This window comes from Staphylococcus sp. 11-B-312 (assembly GCF_016743055.1).
In the GTDB taxonomy this organism is placed as follows: Bacteria; Bacillota; Bacilli; order Staphylococcales; family Staphylococcaceae; genus Staphylococcus; species Staphylococcus ureilyticus.
In genome coordinates, this window is the sequence record NZ_CP068241.1 from 1,821,660 (window position 1) to 1,844,151 (window position 22,492).

The window sequence follows — 22,492 nt, forward strand, 5'->3', positions numbered from 1 at the left end:
TTACTTCGACTCCTTCTCTTTGTAGATTTCATATTGTTCTGCTAAATGTTGAGGCATTTCTTCATACATATTTTCCATTAAGTCTGTAACTGTTTGTTTTTCTGTATTATCCGCTTCTTTAATAGCAGTTTTAATTTCAGCTTTCGCACGATCGATTACTTCGTTTTCTTTCTCTTCAGTCCATAGACCTTTATTTTCTAGATGTTTTCTAAAACGAACTAACGGATCTTTTTTCTCCCATTCAGAATCTTCGTCTGAAGTTCTGTATTTCGTTGGATCGTCACCAGCCATTGTATGTGGACCATAACGATAAGTAATTGTTTCAATAAGTGTTGGACCCTCACCGTTCACAGCACGATCACGCGCTTCTTTAGTTGCTTGATATACTGCAAGTGCATCCATTCCATCTACTTGTATGCCAGGAATACCTACTGAAATCGCTTTTTGAGCTAATGTTTCAGCAGCTGTTTGTTTACTACGTGGCGTAGAAATCGCATAGTTATTATTTTGAATCACAAAAATTGCTGGCGCTTTGTAAGCTGAAGCGAAGTTAATACCTTCATAGAAATCACCTTGTGAAGAACCACCATCACCAGTATACGTGATTGCTACAGCTTGTTTCCCACGTTTTTTAAGTCCAAGTGCAACACCAGCAGTTTGTACGTATTGTGCACCGATAATAATTTGTGGGCTTAGTGCATTAACACCCTCAGGCATTCTATTTCCTTTGAAGTGGCCTCTAGAGAATAAAAACGCTTCAGTTAATGGCAAACCTTGCCAAATTAATTGTGGTACGTCACGATAACCAGGAAGAATAAAGTCTTCTTGCTCTAATGCGTATTGTGAAGCTAATTGTGAAGCTTCTTGTCCAGCAGTAGGTGCATAGAATCCTAATCTCCCTTGTCTATTTAAAGAAATAGAACGTTGATCAAGAATACGTGTCCAAACCATTCTTTCCATTAATTCTACTAATTGCTCGTCTGATAAATCAGGTACTAGATCTTCATTAACGATATTACCGTCTTCATCCAAAATTTGGATCATTTCAAATTGAGATTCAGTATCTTTCAATACTTTCTCTGCATCGAATTGGGCTTTTAATTTCGGAGCCATTCAATTCACCATACCTTTCCCGTATAATAGAAATTCATTTTATCCTTTAACATTGTATCACAAAACTGTTTCACTGTTAAACAAATATGAAAAGTTCTGTAATACAGTAAATAGGTACAGTTTTAAAACTGTATCACTAATTTCAAACTTGCTGTACTATATTATTCTCAAGTTTCAAAGCGTCAATGTTCAAATGAATGTAAGCGGCCTCATTTATAATGCTATAGTTATTTACATTAAATTTCAAATTAATAGCATTTTCATGTTAATTTAAATTATCAACATCTTGTTTTTCTTTATTTACTTTTTCCATTGCGTCTTTGTATTTATTAAATGATTTGTCCATAGTTTTATATGATTTGGATACAGCTTCTGTTTTTTTATTCATTTCTTCTTGATTAGCTTGATCACGTGAGCCATATTCAAATAAATCTTTTTCTTTATTCATAATATTTTTATATGAATTTGAATAGTTATCATGTGCCTTATATTTATCTTTCAAAGCATCATTTAACTCTTTCACTTCTTTTTCTTATCTTTGTCACTAATATTATCTAAATGTTTTTGAGCTTTTTTAAACGCTTCTTCTGAATTTTCTAAAGCATTTTCTTCTTTTTTAAATTCTTTTTTTCTTTTCTCAACATTATCTACAATTTTTTCAGAAGTTTGTTTTGCTTCTTGTTGGTCTTTACCATTGATTTTTTTCACAAGTTTTTGATTTTCTTGCTCTAGTTCGTTAAGTTTTTTGCCTACTGAAGAAACAGGCTTTTCTTCATCAAATGCTTGTTGTATCTTTTCATTGTAATCTTTAATCTCACCTTTATCCGTTGTACATCCAGCTATAAGTACTGTGGAAGCTAGTATGGCACCAATACCATATTTAAATTTCATTTTGAAAAATCCTCCTTTTTCGTGTGCTATATTATATAATAAATTTTAATAAATCAAATGAATTACTGTATTTTATTTGGTAATCTTTGGTATATTTTATATTAAGGAAGGTGTATGAACAAATGTTAACAATGAAAGATATAATTCGAGATGGACATCCTACGCTACGCGAAAAAGCTAAAGATGTCGAGGTTCCATTATCAAATGAAGATAGAGAAACATTAAAAGCTATGAGAACATTTTTAATAAATAGTCAAGATGAAGAAACTGCTAATAAATATGGTCTTCGTTCTGGTGTCGGACTTGCAGCGCCACAGATTAATATTTCTAAAAAAATGATTGCGGTTTATTTACCGGATGATGGCGAAGGTAAAAGTTATGACTTGATGTTAGTGAATCCTAAAATTATGAGTCATAGCATTCAAGAAGCTTATCTACCTACTGGTGAAGGGTGCTTAAGCGTAGACGAAAATATACCAGGCCTAGTACACCGTAAATATAGAGTTACTGTTAAAGCAAAAGATATAGATGGTAACGATGTCAAATTACGTTTAAAGGGTTATCCAGCCGTTGTAGTTCAACATGAAATAGATCATATTAATGGCATCATGTTTTATGATCACATAGATTCAGAACATCCATTGCAACCTCATGAAGATGCAGTAGAAGTATAAAAAAAGAACTGTTAGTAAACGTGCCAATCGCGTACGCTTACTAACAGTTCTTTTTACATAAAGTCGTCTCTTCTTTCATGGTATATAATATTGAGCTCTTGTAACTCTTTTTTCAAAGCATTTAATTCTTGAATATCAATAAATACAGGGTCATGATTGTGTTTCACATAATTTTGATCTTCATTTACAGTGTCAATGATTTCATTATAATTGAAAAACATGATAACTTGTTCCGCACGTATTTCAAATGTAATATCTTGAAAGACCTTGTCAGTTCGTTGTTTCTCACTTTTAATATCTTCAACAATACGCTTCACTTTATCCATATCAATCATCCTCATCTCGTCTTTATTACTTTCTACTATTACTTTCTATTTTAAATTATTAATTATTATATTTCCTTTTAATCATAATTAATTTTTATTATTGACTCAAGCTATATGATGATTCATTTAATATTTGAATATATGTAGCCTAAATTTACTTAGTTAAATACCTTTTATAAAGTGAATCACTTTTTTCTACATATTAAGCTTTAGCAGAAAATAAAACTGCTTTATTTATTCTACTACATCATGTAAAATGAGAAATAACTGAAAACATACGAATATGTTCTATTTGTATTTTTCTATACGAACGAATTTAAAATGACCCTAGAAACATACTGGGCAACTGCTCGTATGTTCTCTTTATATAAAACGTAGTTTCAATTCACTTTTAGTGAAATTTATTTTATTTAAAATTGAGAAACTCACAAAATATTATACATTTCAGGGTTTATATAAATAATCTAACCAAAACTTAGGAGGAAATAGATATAATGGCAGTATTTAAAGTATTTTTTCAACATAACAAAGATGAAGTAGTCGTAAGAGAACACACACAAACAATTTATGTTGAAGCTCAATCAGAAGAACAAGTAAGAAGATATTTGAAAGACCGTAATTACAATATCGAGTTTATTACTAAACTTGAGGGCGCACATTTAGAATATGAAAAACAATCAGATCATTTTAATGTGGAGCAAGCTGAGTAATGAAACAAATTCATAAAAATGAAGTTGCGGTATATGCCCTTGGTGGCTTAGGTGAAATCGGAAAAAACACTTATGCCGTAGAATATCAGGATGAAATCGTAATTATAGATGCAGGTATCAAATTCCCTGATGATAATTTATTAGGAATTGATTACGTGATTCCTGACATTACTTATTTAGAACAGAATCAAGACAAAATAGTTGGTCTGTTCATAACACACGGCCACGAAGACCATATAGGTGGTGTGCCCTACCTATTAAAACAAATAAACGTGCCTATATATGGTGGACCATTAGCTTTAGGTTTAATCAGAAATAAATTAGAAGAACATCACTTGTTAAGAACAACAGAACTTGTTGAAATCGAAGAAAGCTCTGTTATTAAATCTAAACATTTCGAAGTTTCATTCTATTTAACAACACATAGTATCCCAGAATCATATGGTGTTATCGTTAATACTCCAGAAGGCAATATTGTTCATACTGGTGATTTCAAATTTGACTTTACGCCAGTTGGTGAACCAGCAAATATTGCGAAGATGGCAAAACTTGGAGAAGAAGGTGTCCTTTGTTTACTTTCAGACTCTACCAATTCATTAGTTCCTGACTTTACATTGAGTGAGCGTGAAGTTGGCCAAAATGTTGAAAAGATATTCCGTAATTGTAGCGGTAGAATCATCTTTGCTACTTTTGCATCTAATATCTATCGTGTTCAACAAGCTGTTGAAGCTGCAATTAAACACAATCGTAAAATTGTAACTTTTGGTCGCTCAATGGAAAACAATATTAAAATTGGTATGGAACTCGGTTATATTAAAGCACCACCTGAAACTTTTATAGAACCAAATAAAATTAATAGTGTGCCTAAACATGAATTACTAATTTTATGTACTGGGTCACAAGGTGAACCAATGGCGGCTCTATCAAGAATTGCTAATGGTACACACAAACAAATTAAAATTATTCCAGAAGACACTGTAGTATTTAGTTCTTCACCTATTCCAGGTAATACTAAAAGTATTAACCGCACTATAAATGCATTATACCGAGCAGGTGCTGAAGTCATACACAATAAGGTATCAAATATTCACACATCTGGTCACGGATCTAAAGGCGATCAACAATTAATGTTACGCTTGTTACGTCCAAAATTCTTCCTCCCAATTCATGGTGAATATCGCATGTTAAAAGCACATGGCCAATCAGGAATTGAATGTGGTGTGGAACCAGACAACGTGTTTATCTTTGACATCGGTGATGTTTTAGCTTTAACACATAATTCAGCTAGAAAAGCTGGAAGAATACCATCTGGCAATGTTTTAGTGGATGGTAGCGGTATTGGAGATATCGGAAACGTAGTTATCCGAGATAGAAAACTATTGTCAGAAGAAGGCCTAGTCATCGTCGTTGTTAGTATAGACTTTAAAACGAACAAATTACTATCTGGTCCTGACATCATTTCTCGTGGTTTTGTTTATATGCGTGAATCTGGTCAATTAATTTATGATGCCCAAAGAAAAATCAAAACAGATGTTATTTCTAAACTGAATCAAAATCCAGAAATACAATGGCATCAAATTAAATCATCAATCATTGAAACACTACAGCCGTATTTATTTGAAAAAACTGCACGTAAACCAATGATTTTACCAGTGATCATGAAGGTAAATGAAGATAATACATCTTCTCAAAATAAAAAAACACAAAATAAACCAAATCAGAAAAAAGACAATTCAAAAAAACACAATAGTAAATCTCAAAACAAAAATACAAAAGATACTAACAACAAAGATAATAAAAACATCGCTCAGAAAGCAAAACAAAAACAAAAAAATGATGGTAACCAAACGGACCAATCAACAAAATCATAATCAAACTCAATGCCTCATCCATTTGTAATGGATGAGGCATTTTTACATTAAACACTTGCTATTTTGACTGAGTACATTAATTAAAAGTTAAGTTTGAACCTTCGTATAACTTGTCTATTCACAAATATCAAAATCCCTTAAAGAATACACTTTACACAAAAAAGAAGAGTGTGGGACATCACTCACTGTTCTGTTCCACCTCTTCTACGTTAGTTCATATATTAATTTTTATCTTACTACCTTTTTTTCAAATCGGTTTAAGTCATTATCATGACCAATCATAATTAAAATATCCCCAATTTCAATATTTATGTTTGGGTCTGGAGATACGATAATGTCTCTACCTCTTTTAATGGCAATAATACTTATACCATATTGCGCTCTAATATCTAATTCTATAATGGTTTGTCCTGCCATTTTTTCACTAACTTTAATTTCTACTATTGAGTGTTCATCTGCTAGTTCTAAATAATCTAAAACACTAGCACTAGCTACATTATGTGCAATTCTCCTACCCATATCTCTTTCAGGATGAACAACGGTATCTGCACCAATTTTATTTAAAATTTTTGCATGATAATCATTTTGAGCTTTTGCCGTTACTTTCTTAACACCTAACTCTTTTAAAATTAAAGTCGTTAACGTACTCGATTGAATATTTTCACCAATTGCAACAATTACGTGATCAAAATTTCTAATGCCTAAACTTTTCATCACAGCTTCGTCAGTTGTGTCAGCAATTACCGCATGTGTGGCAATATCACTATATTCATTCACACGCGCTTCATCCATATCAATCGCCATAACATCCATATCTAAAGCATTTAATTCTCTAACAATACTACCGCCAAAACGACCTAAACCTATAACCACATATTCTTTATCCATATGCGTCCTCCAAAAATAAGATAATTGAAATATATCAAATATCCGTAGCTTAAACAATAAACATCGCTACTATATTTAAGTATATTCGTCTATTTTTTACCTTCAACATATTTTTTATCAAAAACAAATAATTTCAATAATAATATTAGCGATGGAATTAGTAAAAGTAAACCTAAAATAAATGCGATGATTAAAGCAATAGCCATCCCACTATTCACAACATGTTCATCTATACGAATATATGGATATAAAATGTATGGTAACTTACTTACACCATAACCGAAGAACGCAAAAGCCATTTGTAAAATAACTAAGACAAATGCAAAACCATGCCATTTTTTCATCAATGTGAGTAACATTGTACCAGCAAAACATAAAAAGCTGAGTGCAAACATCCACCAATAATCAAATACCGCTGTATAGAAATGCGTTTCATTTTGCAATCTTAACGATAAGAATACAAATAATGAAATAGCGATCATTGGTGGTCCCCAAAATAAGAACCAGTATCTTAATAAATCATAAGCTGGTTTATCATTCGCTTTAGAAGCATAATAAGTTAAAAATCCAGATGAAATATAAAGTACAGATATGATTGCAAGAAATACAACTGACCATGAATATGGACTTAACAATAATTCAAACCAATTTAAATCTAAATGGTTGCTTGAACCGGTAATATAACCACCCTCAGAAATCGTTAATGTAGTGGCTAATGCAGCTGGTATGAATAATCCTGCTAAACCATAAAGTGCAAGCCATGGTAGTTTTGTGTCTGGTCCATAGTTTTCAAAAGCATAAAAGCCACCTCTTATGGACAACAATATCAACGCAATTGATGCTGGTAAAAGCAACACTGTACCAAAATACATCGCGGAATCTGGGAAAAACCCAACCATTCCTACGAAGAAGAATACGAAGAAAACATTCGTTACTTCCCAAACCGGATTAAGGTAACGTGCAATCAAATGGTTTATTTTTTTATCTTGTTTTGTCAATTTAGCATGTAACGTAAAGAAACCAGCACCAAAATCAATTGATGCAACAATAATATAACAAAATAAGAATATCCATAGTACTGTGATACCTATATATGCGAATATCATCATGCATCACCTCTTTCCGATGAAGTTACTTCAAATTCTTTATATGCTGGTTTATTTTTAAACATCCTTATTAGTACATAAGAAGAAGTAACAATCAATATTAAATATAATATACCAAATAATATTGTTACGAACGTTAAACCACCTGCTTGAGTGGCAGCTTCAGCCACTTTTAGATAACCACGCACAATCCAAGGTTGACGACCTTGTTCCGTTAAGAACCAACCAAATTCTATTGCCAACATCGCTGCAGGTCCAGTTAATAAAGCGCCATATAGCATTGGTTTGGAATAAGTGAATTTTCGTAATTTTTTAAAGCATAATGTTAGTACAAAAGCAGCTGAAACAATTAAACAGAACACGCCCATCGACACCATTAAGTCGAAATAATAATGGACAATCATCGGTGGATGTAGTTCTTTTGGAAATTCATCCAAGCCTTTCACCTTAGTATTAACATTATTATCAGCCAAGAAGCTAAGTAGACTCGGAATTTTAATTGCACCAGTTACTTCTTGTGTTTCTTCATTTAAAGAACCAAAAAGCACTAAATCAGCATTGGATTCCGTATCAAAATGCCATTCATACGCAGCTAATTTTTCTGGTTGTTCTTGATGTAAAAATTTTGCAGATAAATCTCCTGCCAACATAGAACCTAACGTAAAGACAACGCCAAGTATCATTGTTAATTTTAAAGCTTTTTTATGATATTCTGCATCTTTTTTAAACTTATTTTTCACTAATTTGAATGCAGCAATGGCAGCTAGTACAAAAGCCATCGTCATAAAAGCAGTCGTTACAACGTGAAAAGATCTTATTAAAAATGAGTCGTTAAACATTGCCACCCAAGGTTCAACATTTATCATTTTACCATTTTTAATTTCAAAACCAGCCGGTGTATTCATAAATGAATTAACCGCTGTAATAAAGAAGGCAGAGAAAGAACCTCCAATAATCACTGGTATACTAATTAAAAAATGCGTCCATTTACCCTTAAATCTATCCCAAGTATATAAGTATATACTTAAGAAAATCGCTTCAAAGAAAAACGCAAATGTTTCCATAAATAATGGTAATGCGATCACATGACCACCCATTTGCATAAATGTTGGCCATAGTAATGACAGTTGTAAACCTATAATCGTACCTGTTACAACCCCCACTGCCACAGTAATCGTATAACCTTTAGACCATCTTTTGGCTAACGTTATATAATGGGAATCATTTTTTTTAATCCCTAAAAACTCAGCAACTGCAAACATCAACGGCACACCTACACCTATTGTTGCAAATATGATATGCACTGCAAGTGTCATTGCAGTTAGAAAACGAGCTAATTCAACTGAATCCATAATATCACCTTTTTAATTTATTTGTGACAAAAATCACAACGTCCATTCATTATAAACCCAATGGCTATGTTTTAAAATTAGTTAAACTCAGAATTAAGTGACAAATTAATGACCAATTACATGTAATTTTATAGCTTGAATTATAATTAAAAGTCACTTACTATTAAAGAAAATGACTTTGTAGAAAGGATTGATGCTGAATGACTGATATCATCATTTACACACAAAATGATTGTCCTCCTTGCACCTTTATAAAAAACTATTTAACTGATAAAGGTTTTAAATATATAGAAAAAAACATTGCTAATCAGCAATATCGAAATGAAATGATTGATTATGATGCATTTGCAACACCCTTTATATTATTGAATGGTGAACCAATGTACCAAGTTGATATGGATAAAATTAACCACGTTTTAAATATTGAAACAACACATTAAATTTCACAACTCTATAAAATAATCTAAATCAACTAGGCTAATAAGGCAATTCATCACTTTAGTTGTTTTAACTAACCATAACCTAATTTCAGCTATATTAAACAAAATGAGCAAGTAGATAGATGCTCCTTATCCACTGTTATATGTATATCTGCTTAGTATTAAAATAAATCGCAATATAACTAAAAAACTGGTAATCCATTATATAATGAATTACCAGCTTTTTTTATTTCGCATAATTACTTACTAAATCTTGTACTTCTTCAGAAGTAGCACAGTTAATCGCTTTTTGCGCTAACTCTTCCATCTCATTTTTACTTAATCCTTTAATTTGACGACGTGCTTTAAGAATTGATGTAGCACTCATAGAGAATTCGTCTAATCCTAGGCCCAATAGTAATGGAATAGCAATTTCATCTCCGGCCATTTCTCCACACATTCCAGTCCATTTGCCTTCTTTATGAGAAGCATCAATCACTTGTTGTACTAAACGTAAAATTGCTGGATTGTATGGTTGATACAAGTAAGATACTCGCTCTGACATACGATCTGCGGCCATTGTATATTGAATTAAATCATTCGTTCCGATGCTGAAGAAATCTACTTCTTTAGCAAAAACATCTGCTAATGCTGCAGTTGAAGGAATTTCTACCATGATACCAACTTCTATATCATCAGATACTTCAATACCTTCATTTGTTAAATTTTCTTTTTCCTCTAATAACAATGCTTTCGCATCACGGAATTCTTTAATTGTCGCTACCATTGGGAACATAATATTTAATTTCCCATAAGCTGACGCACGTAATAAAGCACGCAATTGTGGTCTAAAAATGTCAGGTTGATCTAAACATAAACGAATCGCACGGTATCCTAAGAATGGATTCATTTCTTCTGGTAAATTTAAATATGGGAGTTCCTTATCTCCACCAATATCTAAAGTACGAACAACAACGCGTTTATCTTCCATTGTTTCAAGTACTTTTTTATAAGCTTCAAATTGTTCATCTTCAGTCGGCATTTCGTCTCTACCCATATATAAAAATTCAGTACGATATAATCCGACACCTTCAGCGCCATTTTCAATTACACCTTTCAAATCATTTGGTGTACCGATATTAGCAGCGAGTTCAGCATGAGCACCATCAACAGTTGTTGTTTCTTCATCGCGTAATTTTTGAAGTTCCTTTTTATCTTCAAAGAAACGTTCACGCTTGTTTTGATATGCAATGACTTCGTCTTCTGTAGGATCAATAATCACTTCGCCAGTTAAACCATCAACAATAATCATATCACCTTGTTTAACTTCTTGCGTGATTGATTTCGTTCCTACTACTGCAGCAATTTCAAGTGAGCGACTCATAATTGCTGAGTGAGAAGTTCTACCTCCAATATTTGTAACAAAACCTTGTACAAATTCCTTGTTTAATTGAGCAGTATCAGAAGGTGTTAAATCATTACCTATAATAACAACGCTTTCATCAATCATACTAGGATTTGGTAATTCCACACCCAATATATGTGCTAAAACGCGTTTTGACACATCACGAATATCTGCAGCGCGCTCTTTCATGTATTCATTATCCATCGCTTCAAAAATAGTAATGAATTGTCCAGTTACATCAGAAAGCGCAGTTGGTGCGTTAACTTGTTCATTTTTTATTTTATCTTCAATCGGTTGAATTAACTCTGGATCATCTAAGACTAGTAAATGTGCATCAAAAATAGCGGCTTTATCAGCACCAAGATTTTTTTCAGCATTATTTCTAATTTTTGTTAATTCAACTTTAGATGTTTCAATAGCATTTTGAAACTTAGCAATTTCTGCGTCGACATCTCGAATCTTCTCACTATCGTATGAAAGATCAGGTTCAACTAATAAATATGCTTTAGCAATTGCTACACCATCTGAAGCAGCAATGCCATTAATATAATTAGACATATTATTTAGTTAATCCTTCTTTAGATAAGATATCAGTAATCGCTTCCATTGCATCTGTTTCATCGCTACCATCAGCATAGATTGTAATTTCAGCATCTTTACCTACACCTAAACTCATAACACCCATGATTGATTTCAAGTTAACTTTTTTACCGTTATATTCTAATTGAATATCTGAATCAAATTTTGATGCAGTTTGAACAAGCATTGTAGCTGGACGTGCATGAATACCTGTTTCGTCAATAATTACATATGATTTTTGTTCCATAATATGATGTCTCCTTCGTATAGTTAGAATCGTTAGTTTATTATAAAACCTAGCATAGTTTTATATAATAACATTACCAAATTATACATATAAATTCAATTCGTTGCACCCATGATATGACAATATTCAATGAATATTGTTACTTTTTATGAAAACGCTCCACCATTACATTAAAGATTTAACAACCTTTTCACATTTTTCAATATGATCATCACCGATTTTTTTCATAAAGTAATAACTGATTGAAGCCGAAATAGCTTGCCCTACAAGTGGGAACCATTTTGTTTGTTTAGCAGCCATACGTTTTGCAACATCTCTAATAACGACTTTTAATATGGCATTAGATACTTTTCTACCTATAAATTGACTACCCTGTATTGCAGCAGCTGTAAAAATACGTTCTTTTACATCTTCTCTCATTGAATTTACTTGTTTGTGATCTAAACCATAGATTTTATTAACGTCTTCTATAATATCTCTCATTAGCTTGATATCGACACCAAAGTCAAGGCCTGGTATTGGTACAATACTAACACTTGAAGATAACATTGATTTTTTTCTCACTATAGCTTGAGCGCGTTGACGACGTTCATCTAATTCTATGTTAGTCGTTGGTATATCGCTTTTATTTTTTATATCTTCAATATTTAAAACTTTATTTCCGACTTTCTGTGTTACATTATTAGTTATTTTATTTTTAAAACTCATGATATTCACTCCTTGGTAAAATCTTGTACTGTAAAAATATTACCCTCTTTCACAGAAATTACTGTATATTTACAAAAATAGCCTTCAAATATTTTGATGGTTTATAGTGTGGATGTGTTTTAAAATCTTTTGGTAATCCCATTACCTCTGATAGTTCAAAATCAACTTCTGCATTATTCAATGTATCTTTAATCATTTTTTTAAATGCTTTTAATGAAAATGTACTATTATTCGTACACAATAATAAAGTTCCATTTGGCGAAAGTACTTCCAAAGCACCTAGTATTAATTTATCGTAATCTTTCAATACTGAAAATGTTTTTTTCTTATTTCTTGCAAAACTAGGTGGATCAATAACGATTGTGTCATAAAGTAAATCATGACGGCGCGCGTAATTAAAATAATCAAAGGTATCCATTACAAATATATATTGTGTCTTTGGATCAATTGCATTTAAGCCAAAATTTTCTTCTGTTAATGTGCGTGATCTGTTGGCTAAATCAACGCTAGTAGTGACTTTGGCCTTTTCTGCTGAGACAACTGAAAAAGCACCAGTATAACTAAACACATTTAACAAATACCTATCCTCAGCAAAATGATCTCTTAATTTCTTTCGTACTTCTTTTTGATCCAAGAAAATACCTGTCATAGGGCCATCATTTAAATCCACATTATAAAATGTGAAATTTTCTTCGATTATAATAGGAAATTCTGGTGCTTCCCCATCAACAAACCCTCCAGCTATTTGAGCATCTTTAAATCTCATTTTTTCAAACACAGATTTGTATTCTAAGGTATTTTTTAATGCATTTAAAATTTGATAACGGTATTTATAAATACCTTTAGAATACCATTGTATTAAAAAGTGTCCGTTATAATTATCAATAGTTAGACCACCTACACCATCACCTTCACCATTAAATATTCTAAAAGCATTAGTACCTTCAATATTATAAAAATACGCTCTTTCTTGTATTGCGATTTCAAAAAGTCTCTCAAAAAATTGAGTATTAATCACTTCATTTTCATCATAGCTCAATACCCATCCAAGTCCTTTATGTTGCCTTCCGACGTACGCAGTTGCAATATAGGTTTGTTCATCATTTACTAACGAGAATAAATCGCCCTCTTTTAAATGGTCATGCGCATACACGTCATTATCATCGATTAATGGATATCCATTTAGATATTTCGTTTCTTTACCTTTATTTAATACGGCAGTTTTCATAATTATATGTCAGCCTTTCTTCTAATTTTATAATTTATGCTTTCTTATTCTATCATCTCAAGAAATATCGTAACATCATTTATCTATAATTGAATGATTTCTCAATTCAAACATTATATTATTGTTTTTAATCTTTTGTGTTATTTCAATCATGAATCAAAAAGGACTGGCATTTAGCTATAGCCAGTCCTTTAAAAATTTATTTACTTGTTAATCTTTTGAAGGTTCACGCAATTTAATAATAAATGATACAATTACTGCGATTAACATCACAAACAATATTGGCGTAATGAAAATTGACAATAGTAGGCCATGAACCATAATATTCATAAATTCTGTTAACAATTTGAAAAATAATATACTAACCATAAACAACTGCAGATAATAGAATTTATCTCTCAAGAAGTTCGTTAATGTCGTTAATATATAAGCAATAATAATCAGCATTAGTAATAATAAGGTAATCCATTCAATCACATATTGTGTTTGAGAAATTTCCCAATTACCTGAAACAAATAAAGCATTTCTATTATTAAATTCTATAATTGTAAAGAATAATAATACAACACCACAAAATATTTCTACATAAGCTGATTTAACCCATTTTGGAATTTTCATCCAATTTGGAATATCATCCTCTTGTATATCAATAATATTCTTCCATTTTTCGATAAATTTGTCTTTTTTATCTCTTAATTTTTGAATATCAACACTTCTACGTGTTTTCCGAGTAAACTCAGTTGTCTTATCTTGTAAACTTTTCAAATGCTCTTTCGTTTGGTTTGTAACTGTACCTTTGCTTGTTCTAGATAATTCAGGTTCTTCTTCACCTAATTCTTGTTTTGTTAAAGGAAGTGCCCTTCTTAAAAACAAGAAATTCCAAATTGACATTTGACCTAGTAACCACATTATTAAAAAGAATGTATTTACACTCAAAATATCAATAGGGATAATTTCGTCACTATCTATTCTTCCATATAATACGATTTGCGTAATTAAATAACTTATCCCATAACTGAAAATAATTAATAAATAATGATATTTTCTGTGATTTGGATTTAGTTCATCTTTATATACAATATACCCAATATGAACTACAAATGGGATAATAAAAATGATAGCAAAGAAGCTATAAACTTGTGTCATTAAAATAAGTGTTATAATGAAGAACAGTATACCTATCACTAAGAAGAAGATTGAAACATCATAATCATATCTTGTTGTTCTTAATAGCGTGAATCCGAGTAAGATGACTGCAATACCAAATAAAATAATTAATACTGCACTTATAACAGGGAAATTCCCTATATAATTACTCATGACTCTTATGATTTCTGCAAAAAATGCATTTATAAAATCCCAAACATTATGAATATGTAATTCAATTTTACCTTTATCCTTTAAGTCATGGACCATAGATAAATTTATTAAAATGATGAGACCTGTGAAGAGCGAAACGATGCCTATTATATAACTATATAATATCTCAGCGTGTTTCTTTAAAAAAGACATACCATTCACCTCAAAGTTATTATATATTAACATTTAGTTCTTGTCTTTAATAAATCAATAAATAAGTCTATAGTATGATAGAAAATAGTTGTACAGTCAAGTTTCCACCAAACATAATCGATTAAACAAATATTTCAAATTTAACGTAATATACAGTTAGATCTTTGTGGTTTAGTTTCCAAATAAAGTGGTATATTGAAAACATAAGTCATTTGAATATTGAAGGAGTGTTTAACTATGAGTAAAGAAGAATTAAATAAAAAAGCAGCTGAAAAAGCAAAAGAAGCTGAAGATAAATTGAAAGATAAAAAAGAATCTGCTGAAGATAGTACTGAAGAAACGAAAAAAAATATTCAAGATACTTTAGATTAAACTAAATGTGCTTGATTTCTATATGAACATTACAATTTAAATTAAAAGAGAACAATAGCATTTAATTTTTGTTCATTCTATCAAGGTTAATATTAAAAAATCTGAAACATCAATCTCATAATTAGTCTAAAGGACTAAAACCACTTTTACATGGTTTTAGTCCTTTATTTAATATCATGTCATTTGATTTTCATACTTCTTACTCAAAATATGATTCGAGACTATACTCTGACACACATATGAATAAATGGATGAAGCACACAACAACATCTTAACAATGATATATTTGAACAAAAATTAAAAACACATTCTTATAAATTACACTACATCATGTATTTATTGTGATATGTAACTGAACTTGACAATTCCCTTTTTCATTAAAAATGATGAATTAAACAAACTTTAATTAACAAAACCACACTGCCATATCACCCAATGCACTATACAAAAAGTCTATATTTAACCTTACGTTATGTGTTGTGATTGAAGTCATAAATATCAAATTCAACGCTAATACACCTTGACATAACTAATTAAAAGTCATACATTATAGTTAAAATTAAATTTAATATTCGCACTAGGGGTGTTTAGTGACTGAGATGAGGTATACCCTCAAACCCTTTGAACCTGATCTAGATTAAACTAGCGTAGGAAAGTGTATCGTGATATGTTTTTTGGTATCCGTATGCCTATATTTAACGCGCAACTTCTAGATGGTTGTGCGTTTTTTTATTGGAGGAGAATTTATGTCAAAAGGTTTAAAACTATCAGAAATTTTAGTAACCGTACTTATAGCTGTTGTGTTTGCTATCGTCTATAATATTTGGACTTTAGTATATAAGGCAGTGCAAGTTTCTGGTCTTCATATTGAAGAACTAACATATGGTGCATGGTTTATGGCTGCAATTGTTGCATATTTGATTATACCAAAAGCTGGTATTGCGATTTTAGCTGAATTTGCTGCTGGTGCAGGTGAAACAATTGTCATGGGAAGATTTGATATTCCAACAATGGTCTATGCATTACTTCAAGGATTAGCATGTGAGATTATTTTCGCTATTTTCAGATATAAATCACGTTCGGCAATGGTAGCTATGTTAGCAGGATTTTTAGCATCTGTTGCGACACTTCCTCTTGATTTTGCTTATGGTTATTTAGGAGAAATTGCAGGATGGAACTTAACACTTTATATCGTATTTAGATTGATTAGCGGTATTGTTGTGGCTGGATTGTTGTCCTACTATATTGTGAAAATATTAGATCAAACTGGCGTAACCAAATTATTCAGACCTGCAACACAAAAAGATTATGACAATTTATAAGGAGCATAAAAGTTGATAGTCACTGAAAATCTACGTCTTAAATATCCAAATGGACAAAAGAAAATATTCGACAATTTATCACTTGAAATTAAAGATAAAGAGAAGGTGCTTATACTTGGTCCCTCTGGTTCAGGTAAAAGCACGTTATTGAATGTTTTAAGTGGTATCGTACCAAATCTCATTGATTTGCCAATGAAATACGATAAATTAGAGATTGATCAAGATTGTGGTGTTATTTTTCAAGAACCTGATAGCCAATTTTGTATGCCAAAGGTATATGAGGAACTCGCCTTTGTCCTTGAAAATTTACAAACGCCACGACATAAAATGGATGCATTGATTGAATCAGCACTCGAGTCTGTTGATTTAAACGTCAATAAAGACCAATATATCAATAATTTAAGTGGCGGTATGAAACAAAAATTAGCAATTGCAGAAACATTATTACAACAAGCTAATACTTTATTTCTAGATGAACCAACCGCGATGTTAGATGTAACATCAACAGAAGAATTATGGAATAAGATTAAAGCGTTATGGCAAGATCAAACTGTGATTATAGTTGAACATAAAGTAGAACATATATGGCAGCATATCGATCGTGTAATATTATTAAACTATGATGGTGTTATTATTGGTGATGCCTCACCAGCTGACATATTAAACAACTATGAACACCTTTTATCCGAATATGGCGTTTGGCATCCAAAAGCTTGGGATGAAGCACCTTTACCTATAGATTTACAGCAATCTAATATTCAATATGCCAATGAGCATCTATTTCTTTTTGAACAAGGCACTATAAAAAGAAGTAAAAAGACACTTATCGATATACCAAAACTTAATATCACTAGTGGCGAATGGATTACAATCACCGGTACAAATGGCTCAGGCAAGACTTCTTTATTAGAATCGATGATGCAACTTATTAAATATGAAGGCACAATGTCTTTTGATGGCAAAAAGCTTACTAAAATCAAAGAAGCTGCTAAAAATATGTATCTTGTATATCAAAATCCTGAAATTCAATTTATTGCGAATTCAGTTTACAAAGAAATTTTTATACAAAACAAAGCTAATTATCCTTCTATATCAGAAGCTGAAGAAAAAACAATTCAAATGCTTAAAATGTTAAATTTAGAAGATGTTCAATCACAACACCCTTATGAACTGTCAATCGGGCAGAAACGTAGACTGAGTGTAGCTATAGCTTTAAGCTCTACATCAGAATATATTTTATTAGATGAGCCAACATTCGGTTTAGATAGTCATAATACATTTAATTTAATTAAATTATTCCAACAACGCGTTAGAGATGGCCAAACAATTATTATGGTTACACATGATCCTGAAATTATCGCACGCTATCCAACACGTAAATTGTGTGTAAGTCAAAAACAAATTCTAGAGATAGCAGGTGAGCATCATGTTTGAAATGTGGAAAAAACACTACTCTTTCATGGATGATGTGAATATCATTACAAAGTTAGCATTAGCTGTTTTTTTGTTTTTCTTTGTTATATTTGTACATCAATTCGATTTTATGATTTATATTTGTCTATTGATGTTCCTGTTTTTATTAATGTTCAATGGTATAAAATTTAAAATAACATTTGCTTTTATTTTCTTTACTATAACTTTCAGCCTAATTTCAGCTTTATTCATGATTTTTTATGGTGAAGGCACTCATATATTGTTTAAATTAGGATTTATTCAAATTAGTACTGAAAGTTTAGTTAGAGGGCTGCATTTAGCGTTACGTACAACAACCGTTTCATTTTTCGGTATTTTAATTGCTTTCACTTCTGAAATTGTAATGGTCTTTTACAGCCTAATGCAACATTTAAAAGTTAAGCCTAAAGTTGCTTATGCTTTTATGGCTGCTATAAGAATGGTACCATTAATGATTAGCACTTTAGTTCAACTTAGAAAGTCTTTAAAAATGAGATATCAAATTATCTCTCAACAAAATTATAATTTATTTAGTAGAATCAAACATCTTATGATTCCACTTTTAAGCCAAAACATTAGAAAAGCTCATCAACTTGCTGTTGCAATGGAGAAAAAAGGTTTTAAAGATGGTCCGCGCACCTACTATTATCATACACCTTTCTCGTATAAAGACTTTCTATTAATCATCGTTTTTATCATCATTTTGGTTGTTGCTTATTTCTTAGCACTTCACTTACCGATTACAGGTATAAACGATGTTCGTATAAAAAATATATATTAACGATTACCTTATTATATCCAAAATTCATTACTATCCAATTAAGAAAAGATAAGACAAAAACTAAACCACTTTGTCTTATCTTTTTATATGTCAATTTACATAGATTGATCTGTGAACACATAGCTTTTAACGATATACAGTTTCAAAATTTAAAAAGTCGTAATTTCTATACACTTCTAAATAGAAATTACGACTTTTTTTAATATTTATAAATGTTTTATTGCTTTATTACTAATATCTTTTCGATAAAATAGTCCATCGCTTTGAATTTTTTCTGCAGCTTTATAGGCTTTTGCTTTAGCACTAGTAATATCATGACCTTCTCCTAATGCTAAGATGACACGACCACCATTGGTGACAAATTTATCCTTATCTCTTTTCAAACCACTGACAAAATAATTACCATTTAAATCAAAACCTGAAACAGTCTTACCTTTTTCGTAATTTCCAGGGTACCCTTTAGAAGCAAGCATTACACCAACGACAGACGAATCTTTCCATTTAAATGCTATTTTCTTTTTAGCCTCTAAATCTAAGATATGTTGCATTAAATCACTTTCCAATCTCGTTAGTAATACTTGTGCTTCAGGGTCGCCAAATCTAGCATTAAATTCTATTACTTTCGGACCATCTGCTGTTAAAATCACACCAATATAAAGGACGCCAAAAAATTCATAACCTTCTTTATACATTGCTTGAGCTATAGGTTGTGCAATGATTTCATTCGTGAGGTTAAGTACTTCCTTATCTATATGAGGTACAGGACAATACGCCCCCATACCACCTGTGTTAGGCCCTTTATCGTCATCATATGCACGTTTATGATCTTGCGCAATACAATCAAATGGCACGGCATAATCACCATTTACAAATGTCATCAATGAGAATTCTTCACCTTCTAAAAATTGCTCAAAGACAACTGTACCAAGCTCTTGTGGATACAATGAATGAACCGCTGCTTCAGCTTCACCATAATTCTCAGCTATAATTACACCTTTACCAGCTGCCAAACCATCTTTCTTTAATACGATAGGATACTGGCATGTTTCAATATAATTTAGTGCATCAGATTTGTTTGATATTTCTTTATATTCTGCAGTAGGAATATGATATTTCTGCATTAACTGCTTTGCGAATAATTTTGACCCCTCAATTTGAGCCGCTGCTTGGTTTGGCCCAAACACTTTAATTTGTTTTGCGTTTAATTTATCTGCTAAACCTTCTGTAAGTGGTTGTTCAGGGCCAATAATCACCCACGAAATATCATGCTCAACAGCAAATTCAACAATCTGAGTGTGGTCCGTTTCCGCTATTTCACAATGTACATCTGCAATGTCTGACATTGCGTCATTCCCTGGAATTGCAAAAATTTCATTTACGAGTGAAGATTGTTTTAACTTGTGTGCTAAAATATGTTCTCTTCCGCCTGTGCCAATGACTAGTACTTTCATAAATAATTTTGCCTCCAATATTTTAATGTTTAAAGTGTCTAACGCCAGTCGTTACCATTGCAATGCCATATTTATTAGCCATATCTATTGAATCTTGATCTTTAATTGAACCCCCTGGTTGAATGATGGCTTTAATACCATGTTGCGCAGCTAGTTCTACCGTATCATCCATCGGGAAGAAACCATCTGATACCATTACGACATTATCATTAATTTCAATCGCACGTTCTATTGCAATTTGTGCTGATCCTACCCGATTCATTTGACCGGCACCAATACCGACTGTTTGTTTATCGTTACATAGGATAATCGCATTACTTTTAACAGAGGCAACCACTTTCCAACCAAGCAACATTGCATCCCATTGAGTTTCTGTAGGTGCATTTTCTGTAACGACTTTTAAATCATCACGTTTGATTAATACATTGTCTTTATCTTGTATTAAATATCCACCTGAAACAGATACTATTTCTTGCTCATTATTATCAATTGTCATATCAATTTCTAATAATCTAATATTTTTCTTTTTATTTAAAATCGCTAACGCTTCATCGGAAAATTTTGGTGCAATAATCACTTCCAAGAATATGCTGTGCAGCGTTTCAGCCAAAGTAGCATCAACGGTTCTATTTAAAGCAACGATACCTCCAAAAATGGATTGGCTATCCGCTTCAAATGCACGCTGATAAGCTTCATAAATATTTGTTCCAATACCTACACCACAAGGATTCATATGTTTAACTGCAACTGCAGCAGGTGTTTCAAATTGCTTAACTAAAGATAACGCCGCATCTGCATCTTTAATGTTGTTATAACTCAATTGCTTACCATGCAACTGTTTCGCGCCACCTAACGTATGATTGGCATCAGATGTTCTTACAAATGATGCTTGTTGTTGTGGATTTTCACCATATCTTAAACTTTCTTTATTTTCTTTAAAGAAATCAACAATTGCATTATCATATTGATTCGTATGTTCAAATACTTTAATCATCAATGATTTTCTATAAGATTCATCTAATTGATTTGATTTTAGTTTTTCAATCACTTCATTATAATCTGATGGATGAACAATAGTAGTAACGTGTTTAAAGTTTTTAGCTGCTGCACGTAACATAGTAGGCCCACCAATATCTATATTTTCAATCGCGTCATTTTCTGTAACATCTGGATTGGCAACAGTCTCCTTGAATGGATATAGATTTACAACAACCATGTCTATTAAATCAATTTGCTGTTCTTTTAATTGTTCTAAATGTTCTGGTTTATTACGATCAGCTAAAATACCACCATGAACGGCTGGATGTAATGTCTTGACTCTCCCATCCATAATTTCGTCAAAATGTGTAAGTTCTGATATAGATTTAACTGCAATATTTTCATCGACTAACGTTCGCATCGTACCACCAGTCGAATATAACTCATAACCTAACTGTTGGAGTGATTGTGCAAAAGGGACAATGCCTGTTTTATTAGATACGCTTAAAATTGCCTTTTTCATGTTTATTGGCACCTCTTATTGAATAATTTTTGAAATAACTTCTGGATACAATTCATGTTCAATTGCTTTTATTCTTTCTTCTAATTGTTCTTTCGTATCATCCGGTTTTATTTCACATGTACGTTGTTCTATAATTTCTCCTGTATCCATCCCACTATCTACAAAATGTACTGTTGTGCCTGTGATCTTGTCACCACTATTTAATGCTTGACCAATCGCGTCTTTACCACGATATTTCGGCAATAATGAAGGATGAATATTAATGATACGTTTTTGATAGGCATTTAATATATTTTCACCGATTAATTTCATATAACCAGCTAAAATAATCCATTCAACTTTTTCGGTTGTTAACCATTCAATGATTTTCCGCTCATAATCTGCTTTAGAATCAAAGTTTTTAAGCTCATTAATATGTACATCTAAATGATATTTTCTTGCTCGCTCAATACAATAAGCATTAACCTGATCCGTATATAAAGCAGTCACTTCAATGTTCGGCAAATAACCTGCTTCTATTTGTGACATGATACTTTCAAAGTTACTTCCTGACCCTGAAGCAAAGATAGCAATTTTTGTCACTT

General features: G+C 31.7%; 21 protein-coding genes, 1 pseudogene and 1 riboswitch. Of the genes and pseudogenes, 8 read left to right on the forward strand and 14 right to left on the reverse strand.

Annotation, left to right across the window (positions count from 1 at the left end):
* Together pdhA and JG554_RS08670 are read right to left on the reverse strand one after the other, a co-directional pair.
* Positions 1–1,113 carry a pyruvate dehydrogenase (acetyl-transferring) E1 component subunit alpha gene (gene pdhA / locus JG554_RS08665; RefSeq protein ID WP_046207874.1) on the reverse strand — a complete coding sequence of 371 codons (1,113 nt, stop codon included), beginning with the start codon at positions 1,111–1,113 and terminating at the stop codon, positions 1–3.
* A 265-nt stretch (positions 1,114–1,378) separates the two neighbouring features.
* Positions 1,379–2,004: pseudogene (locus tag JG554_RS08670) on the reverse strand (YkyA family protein).
* Between the two features lie 122 nt (positions 2,005–2,126).
* Between JG554_RS08670 and def the strand changes: the two are divergent.
* Positions 2,127–2,678, forward strand: a complete 552-nt coding sequence (def, locus tag JG554_RS08675; protein WP_046207876.1) for a peptide deformylase — start codon at positions 2,127–2,129, stop codon at positions 2,676–2,678.
* A 53-nt stretch (positions 2,679–2,731) separates the two neighbouring features.
* Here def and JG554_RS08680 read toward each other — a convergent pair whose 3' ends face one another.
* Positions 2,732–3,004 carry a hypothetical protein gene (locus JG554_RS08680; RefSeq protein WP_064209104.1) on the reverse strand — a complete coding sequence of 91 codons (273 nt, stop codon included), beginning with the start codon at positions 3,002–3,004 and terminating at the stop codon, positions 2,732–2,734.
* 494 nt (positions 3,005–3,498) lie between these two features.
* Between JG554_RS08680 and JG554_RS08685 the strand changes: the two genes are divergently transcribed.
* Together JG554_RS08685 and rnjA are read left to right on the forward strand one after the other, a co-directional pair.
* Entirely contained in the window at positions 3,499–3,714 is a 216-nt protein-coding gene (locus tag JG554_RS08685) for a DNA-dependent RNA polymerase subunit epsilon (protein WP_046207878.1), read from the forward strand.
* On the forward strand, positions 3,714–5,585 hold the full coding sequence (rnjA, locus tag JG554_RS08690; protein ID WP_064209105.1) for a ribonuclease J1: 1,872 nt from the start codon (positions 3,714–3,716) through the stop codon (positions 5,583–5,585). The genes JG554_RS08685 and rnjA overlap by 1 nt, the downstream gene beginning before the upstream one ends.
* Positions 5,586–5,813: 228 nt before the next feature.
* Here rnjA and JG554_RS08695 read toward each other — a convergent pair whose 3' ends face one another.
* The 3 genes from JG554_RS08695 to JG554_RS08705 all read right to left on the reverse strand — a co-directional run bounded on the left by JG554_RS08695 (position 5,814) and on the right by JG554_RS08705 (position 8,931).
* Complete coding sequence (locus JG554_RS08695; protein ID WP_019467854.1) at positions 5,814–6,473, reverse strand: potassium channel family protein; 660 nt, start codon at positions 6,471–6,473, stop codon at positions 5,814–5,816.
* 89 nt (positions 6,474–6,562) lie between these two features.
* The gene (locus tag JG554_RS08700; RefSeq protein WP_070038289.1) at positions 6,563–7,579 is read right to left on the reverse strand and encodes a cytochrome d ubiquinol oxidase subunit II; all 1,017 of its coding nucleotides are present in this window, start codon (positions 7,577–7,579) and stop codon (positions 6,563–6,565) included.
* Positions 7,579–8,931, reverse strand: a complete 1,353-nt coding sequence (locus JG554_RS08705; RefSeq protein WP_046207880.1) for a cytochrome ubiquinol oxidase subunit I — start codon at positions 8,929–8,931, stop codon at positions 7,579–7,581. The genes JG554_RS08700 and JG554_RS08705 overlap by 1 nt, the downstream gene beginning before the upstream one ends.
* A 200-nt stretch (positions 8,932–9,131) precedes the next feature.
* On the opposite strand from JG554_RS08705, the gene JG554_RS08710 reads away from it, so the two are divergent.
* A complete protein-coding gene (locus JG554_RS08710) occupies positions 9,132–9,371 on the forward strand; it encodes a glutaredoxin family protein (protein ID WP_070038015.1) in 240 nt (79 codons plus the stop codon).
* A 226-nt stretch (positions 9,372–9,597) separates the two neighbouring features.
* Here JG554_RS08710 and ptsP read toward each other — a convergent pair whose 3' ends face one another.
* The 5 genes from ptsP to auxA all read right to left on the reverse strand — a co-directional run bounded on the left by ptsP (position 9,598) and on the right by auxA (position 15,029).
* Positions 9,598–11,313: a phosphoenolpyruvate--protein phosphotransferase gene (gene ptsP / locus JG554_RS08715; protein ID WP_070658340.1), complete on the reverse strand. Its 1,716-nt coding sequence runs from the start codon at positions 11,311–11,313 to the stop codon at positions 9,598–9,600.
* A gap of 1 nt (position 11,314) precedes the next feature.
* Entirely contained in the window at positions 11,315–11,581 is a 267-nt protein-coding gene (locus JG554_RS08720) for a phosphocarrier protein HPr (RefSeq protein ID WP_019467646.1), read from the reverse strand.
* Between the two features lie 165 nt (positions 11,582–11,746).
* On the reverse strand, positions 11,747–12,289 hold the full coding sequence (locus JG554_RS08725; RefSeq protein WP_046207883.1) for a DUF697 domain-containing protein: 543 nt from the start codon (positions 12,287–12,289) through the stop codon (positions 11,747–11,749).
* A 58-nt stretch (positions 12,290–12,347) separates the two neighbouring features.
* On the reverse strand, positions 12,348–13,517 hold the full coding sequence (locus tag JG554_RS08730) for a class I SAM-dependent rRNA methyltransferase (RefSeq protein WP_046207884.1): 1,170 nt from the start codon (positions 13,515–13,517) through the stop codon (positions 12,348–12,350).
* Between the two features lie 210 nt (positions 13,518–13,727).
* Positions 13,728–15,029: a lipoteichoic acid stability factor AuxA gene (gene auxA, locus JG554_RS08735; protein WP_046207885.1), complete on the reverse strand. Its 1,302-nt coding sequence runs from the start codon at positions 15,027–15,029 to the stop codon at positions 13,728–13,730.
* Positions 15,030–15,266: 237 nt separating this feature from the next.
* On the opposite strand from auxA, the gene graF reads away from it, so the two are divergent.
* The 4 genes from graF to JG554_RS08755 all read left to right on the forward strand — a co-directional run bounded on the left by graF (position 15,267) and on the right by JG554_RS08755 (position 18,956).
* The gene (gene graF / locus JG554_RS08740; RefSeq protein WP_196296357.1) at positions 15,267–15,401 is read left to right on the forward strand and encodes a glycopeptide resistance-associated protein GraF; all 135 of its coding nucleotides are present in this window, start codon (positions 15,267–15,269) and stop codon (positions 15,399–15,401) included.
* 569 nt (positions 15,402–15,970) lie between these two features.
* Positions 15,971–16,072, forward strand: a riboswitch (TPP riboswitch).
* Positions 16,073–16,147: 75 nt separating this feature from the next.
* Positions 16,148–16,723 (forward strand): ECF transporter S component, encoded by a 576-nt coding sequence (locus JG554_RS08745; RefSeq protein ID WP_046207886.1) that lies wholly within the window; start codon positions 16,148–16,150, stop codon positions 16,721–16,723.
* 12 nt (positions 16,724–16,735) lie between these two features.
* Positions 16,736–18,157: an ABC transporter ATP-binding protein gene (locus tag JG554_RS08750; RefSeq protein WP_046207887.1), complete on the forward strand. Its 1,422-nt coding sequence runs from the start codon at positions 16,736–16,738 to the stop codon at positions 18,155–18,157.
* Complete coding sequence (locus tag JG554_RS08755) at positions 18,150–18,956, forward strand: energy-coupling factor transporter transmembrane component T family protein (protein ID WP_046207888.1); 807 nt, start codon at positions 18,150–18,152, stop codon at positions 18,954–18,956. The genes JG554_RS08750 and JG554_RS08755 overlap by 8 nt, the downstream gene beginning before the upstream one ends.
* A 206-nt stretch (positions 18,957–19,162) precedes the next feature.
* On the opposite strand, the gene purD is transcribed toward JG554_RS08755, so the two are convergent.
* From purD to purN, 3 genes are read right to left on the reverse strand one after another with little or no spacing between them, the layout of a single operon-like run.
* Positions 19,163–20,407, reverse strand: coding sequence for a phosphoribosylamine--glycine ligase (purD, locus tag JG554_RS08760; RefSeq protein ID WP_107360256.1), 1,245 nt, complete (start codon positions 20,405–20,407; stop codon positions 19,163–19,165).
* 22 nt (positions 20,408–20,429) lie between these two features.
* A complete protein-coding gene (gene purH, locus JG554_RS08765; protein WP_046207890.1) occupies positions 20,430–21,908 on the reverse strand; it encodes a bifunctional phosphoribosylaminoimidazolecarboxamide formyltransferase/IMP cyclohydrolase in 1,479 nt (492 codons plus the stop codon).
* Between the two features lie 15 nt (positions 21,909–21,923).
* Complete coding sequence (gene purN / locus JG554_RS08770) at positions 21,924–22,490, reverse strand: phosphoribosylglycinamide formyltransferase (protein ID WP_070038029.1); 567 nt, start codon at positions 22,488–22,490, stop codon at positions 21,924–21,926.
* Between the last annotated feature and the right edge of the window lie 2 nt (positions 22,491–22,492).

Bases quoted from the DNA above. Each gene is read 5' to 3' on its own strand.
- pdhA (WP_046207874.1), bottom strand. From the start codon at position 1,113: ATGGCTCCGAAATTAAAAGCCCAATTCGATGCAGAGAAAGTATTGAAA.
- JG554_RS08705 (WP_046207880.1), bottom strand. From the start codon at position 8,931: ATGGATTCAGTTGAATTAGCTCGTTTTCTAACTGCAATGACACTTGCA.
- JG554_RS08755 (WP_046207888.1), top strand. From the start codon at position 18,150: ATGTTTGAAATGTGGAAAAAACACTACTCTTTCATGGATGATGTGAAT.
- JG554_RS08730 (WP_046207884.1), bottom strand. From the start codon at position 13,517: ATGAAAACTGCCGTATTAAATAAAGGTAAAGAAACGAAATATCTAAAT.
- rnjA (WP_064209105.1), top strand. From the start codon at position 3,714: ATGAAACAAATTCATAAAAATGAAGTTGCGGTATATGCCCTTGGTGGC.
- ptsP (WP_070658340.1), bottom strand. From the start codon at position 11,313: ATGTCTAATTATATTAATGGCATTGCTGCTTCAGATGGTGTAGCAATT.
- purD (WP_107360256.1), bottom strand. From the start codon at position 20,407: ATGAAAGTACTAGTCATTGGCACAGGCGGAAGAGAACATATTTTAGCA.
- def (WP_046207876.1), top strand. From the start codon at position 2,127: ATGTTAACAATGAAAGATATAATTCGAGATGGACATCCTACGCTACGC.
- JG554_RS08680 (WP_064209104.1), bottom strand. From the start codon at position 3,004: ATGGATAAAGTGAAGCGTATTGTTGAAGATATTAAAAGTGAGAAACAA.
- JG554_RS08720 (WP_019467646.1), bottom strand. From the start codon at position 11,581: ATGGAACAAAAATCATATGTAATTATTGACGAAACAGGTATTCATGCA.
- graF (WP_196296357.1), top strand. From the start codon at position 15,267: ATGAGTAAAGAAGAATTAAATAAAAAAGCAGCTGAAAAAGCAAAAGAA.
- JG554_RS08685 (WP_046207878.1), top strand. From the start codon at position 3,499: ATGGCAGTATTTAAAGTATTTTTTCAACATAACAAAGATGAAGTAGTC.
- JG554_RS08745 (WP_046207886.1), top strand. From the start codon at position 16,148: ATGTCAAAAGGTTTAAAACTATCAGAAATTTTAGTAACCGTACTTATA.
- auxA (WP_046207885.1), bottom strand. From the start codon at position 15,029: ATGTCTTTTTTAAAGAAACACGCTGAGATATTATATAGTTATATAATA.
- JG554_RS08710 (WP_070038015.1), top strand. From the start codon at position 9,132: ATGACTGATATCATCATTTACACACAAAATGATTGTCCTCCTTGCACC.
- JG554_RS08700 (WP_070038289.1), bottom strand. From the start codon at position 7,579: ATGATATTCGCATATATAGGTATCACAGTACTATGGATATTCTTATTT.
- JG554_RS08695 (WP_019467854.1), bottom strand. From the start codon at position 6,473: ATGGATAAAGAATATGTGGTTATAGGTTTAGGTCGTTTTGGCGGTAGT.
- purH (WP_046207890.1), bottom strand. From the start codon at position 21,908: ATGAAAAAGGCAATTTTAAGCGTATCTAATAAAACAGGCATTGTCCCT.
- JG554_RS08725 (WP_046207883.1), bottom strand. From the start codon at position 12,289: ATGAGTTTTAAAAATAAAATAACTAATAATGTAACACAGAAAGTCGGA.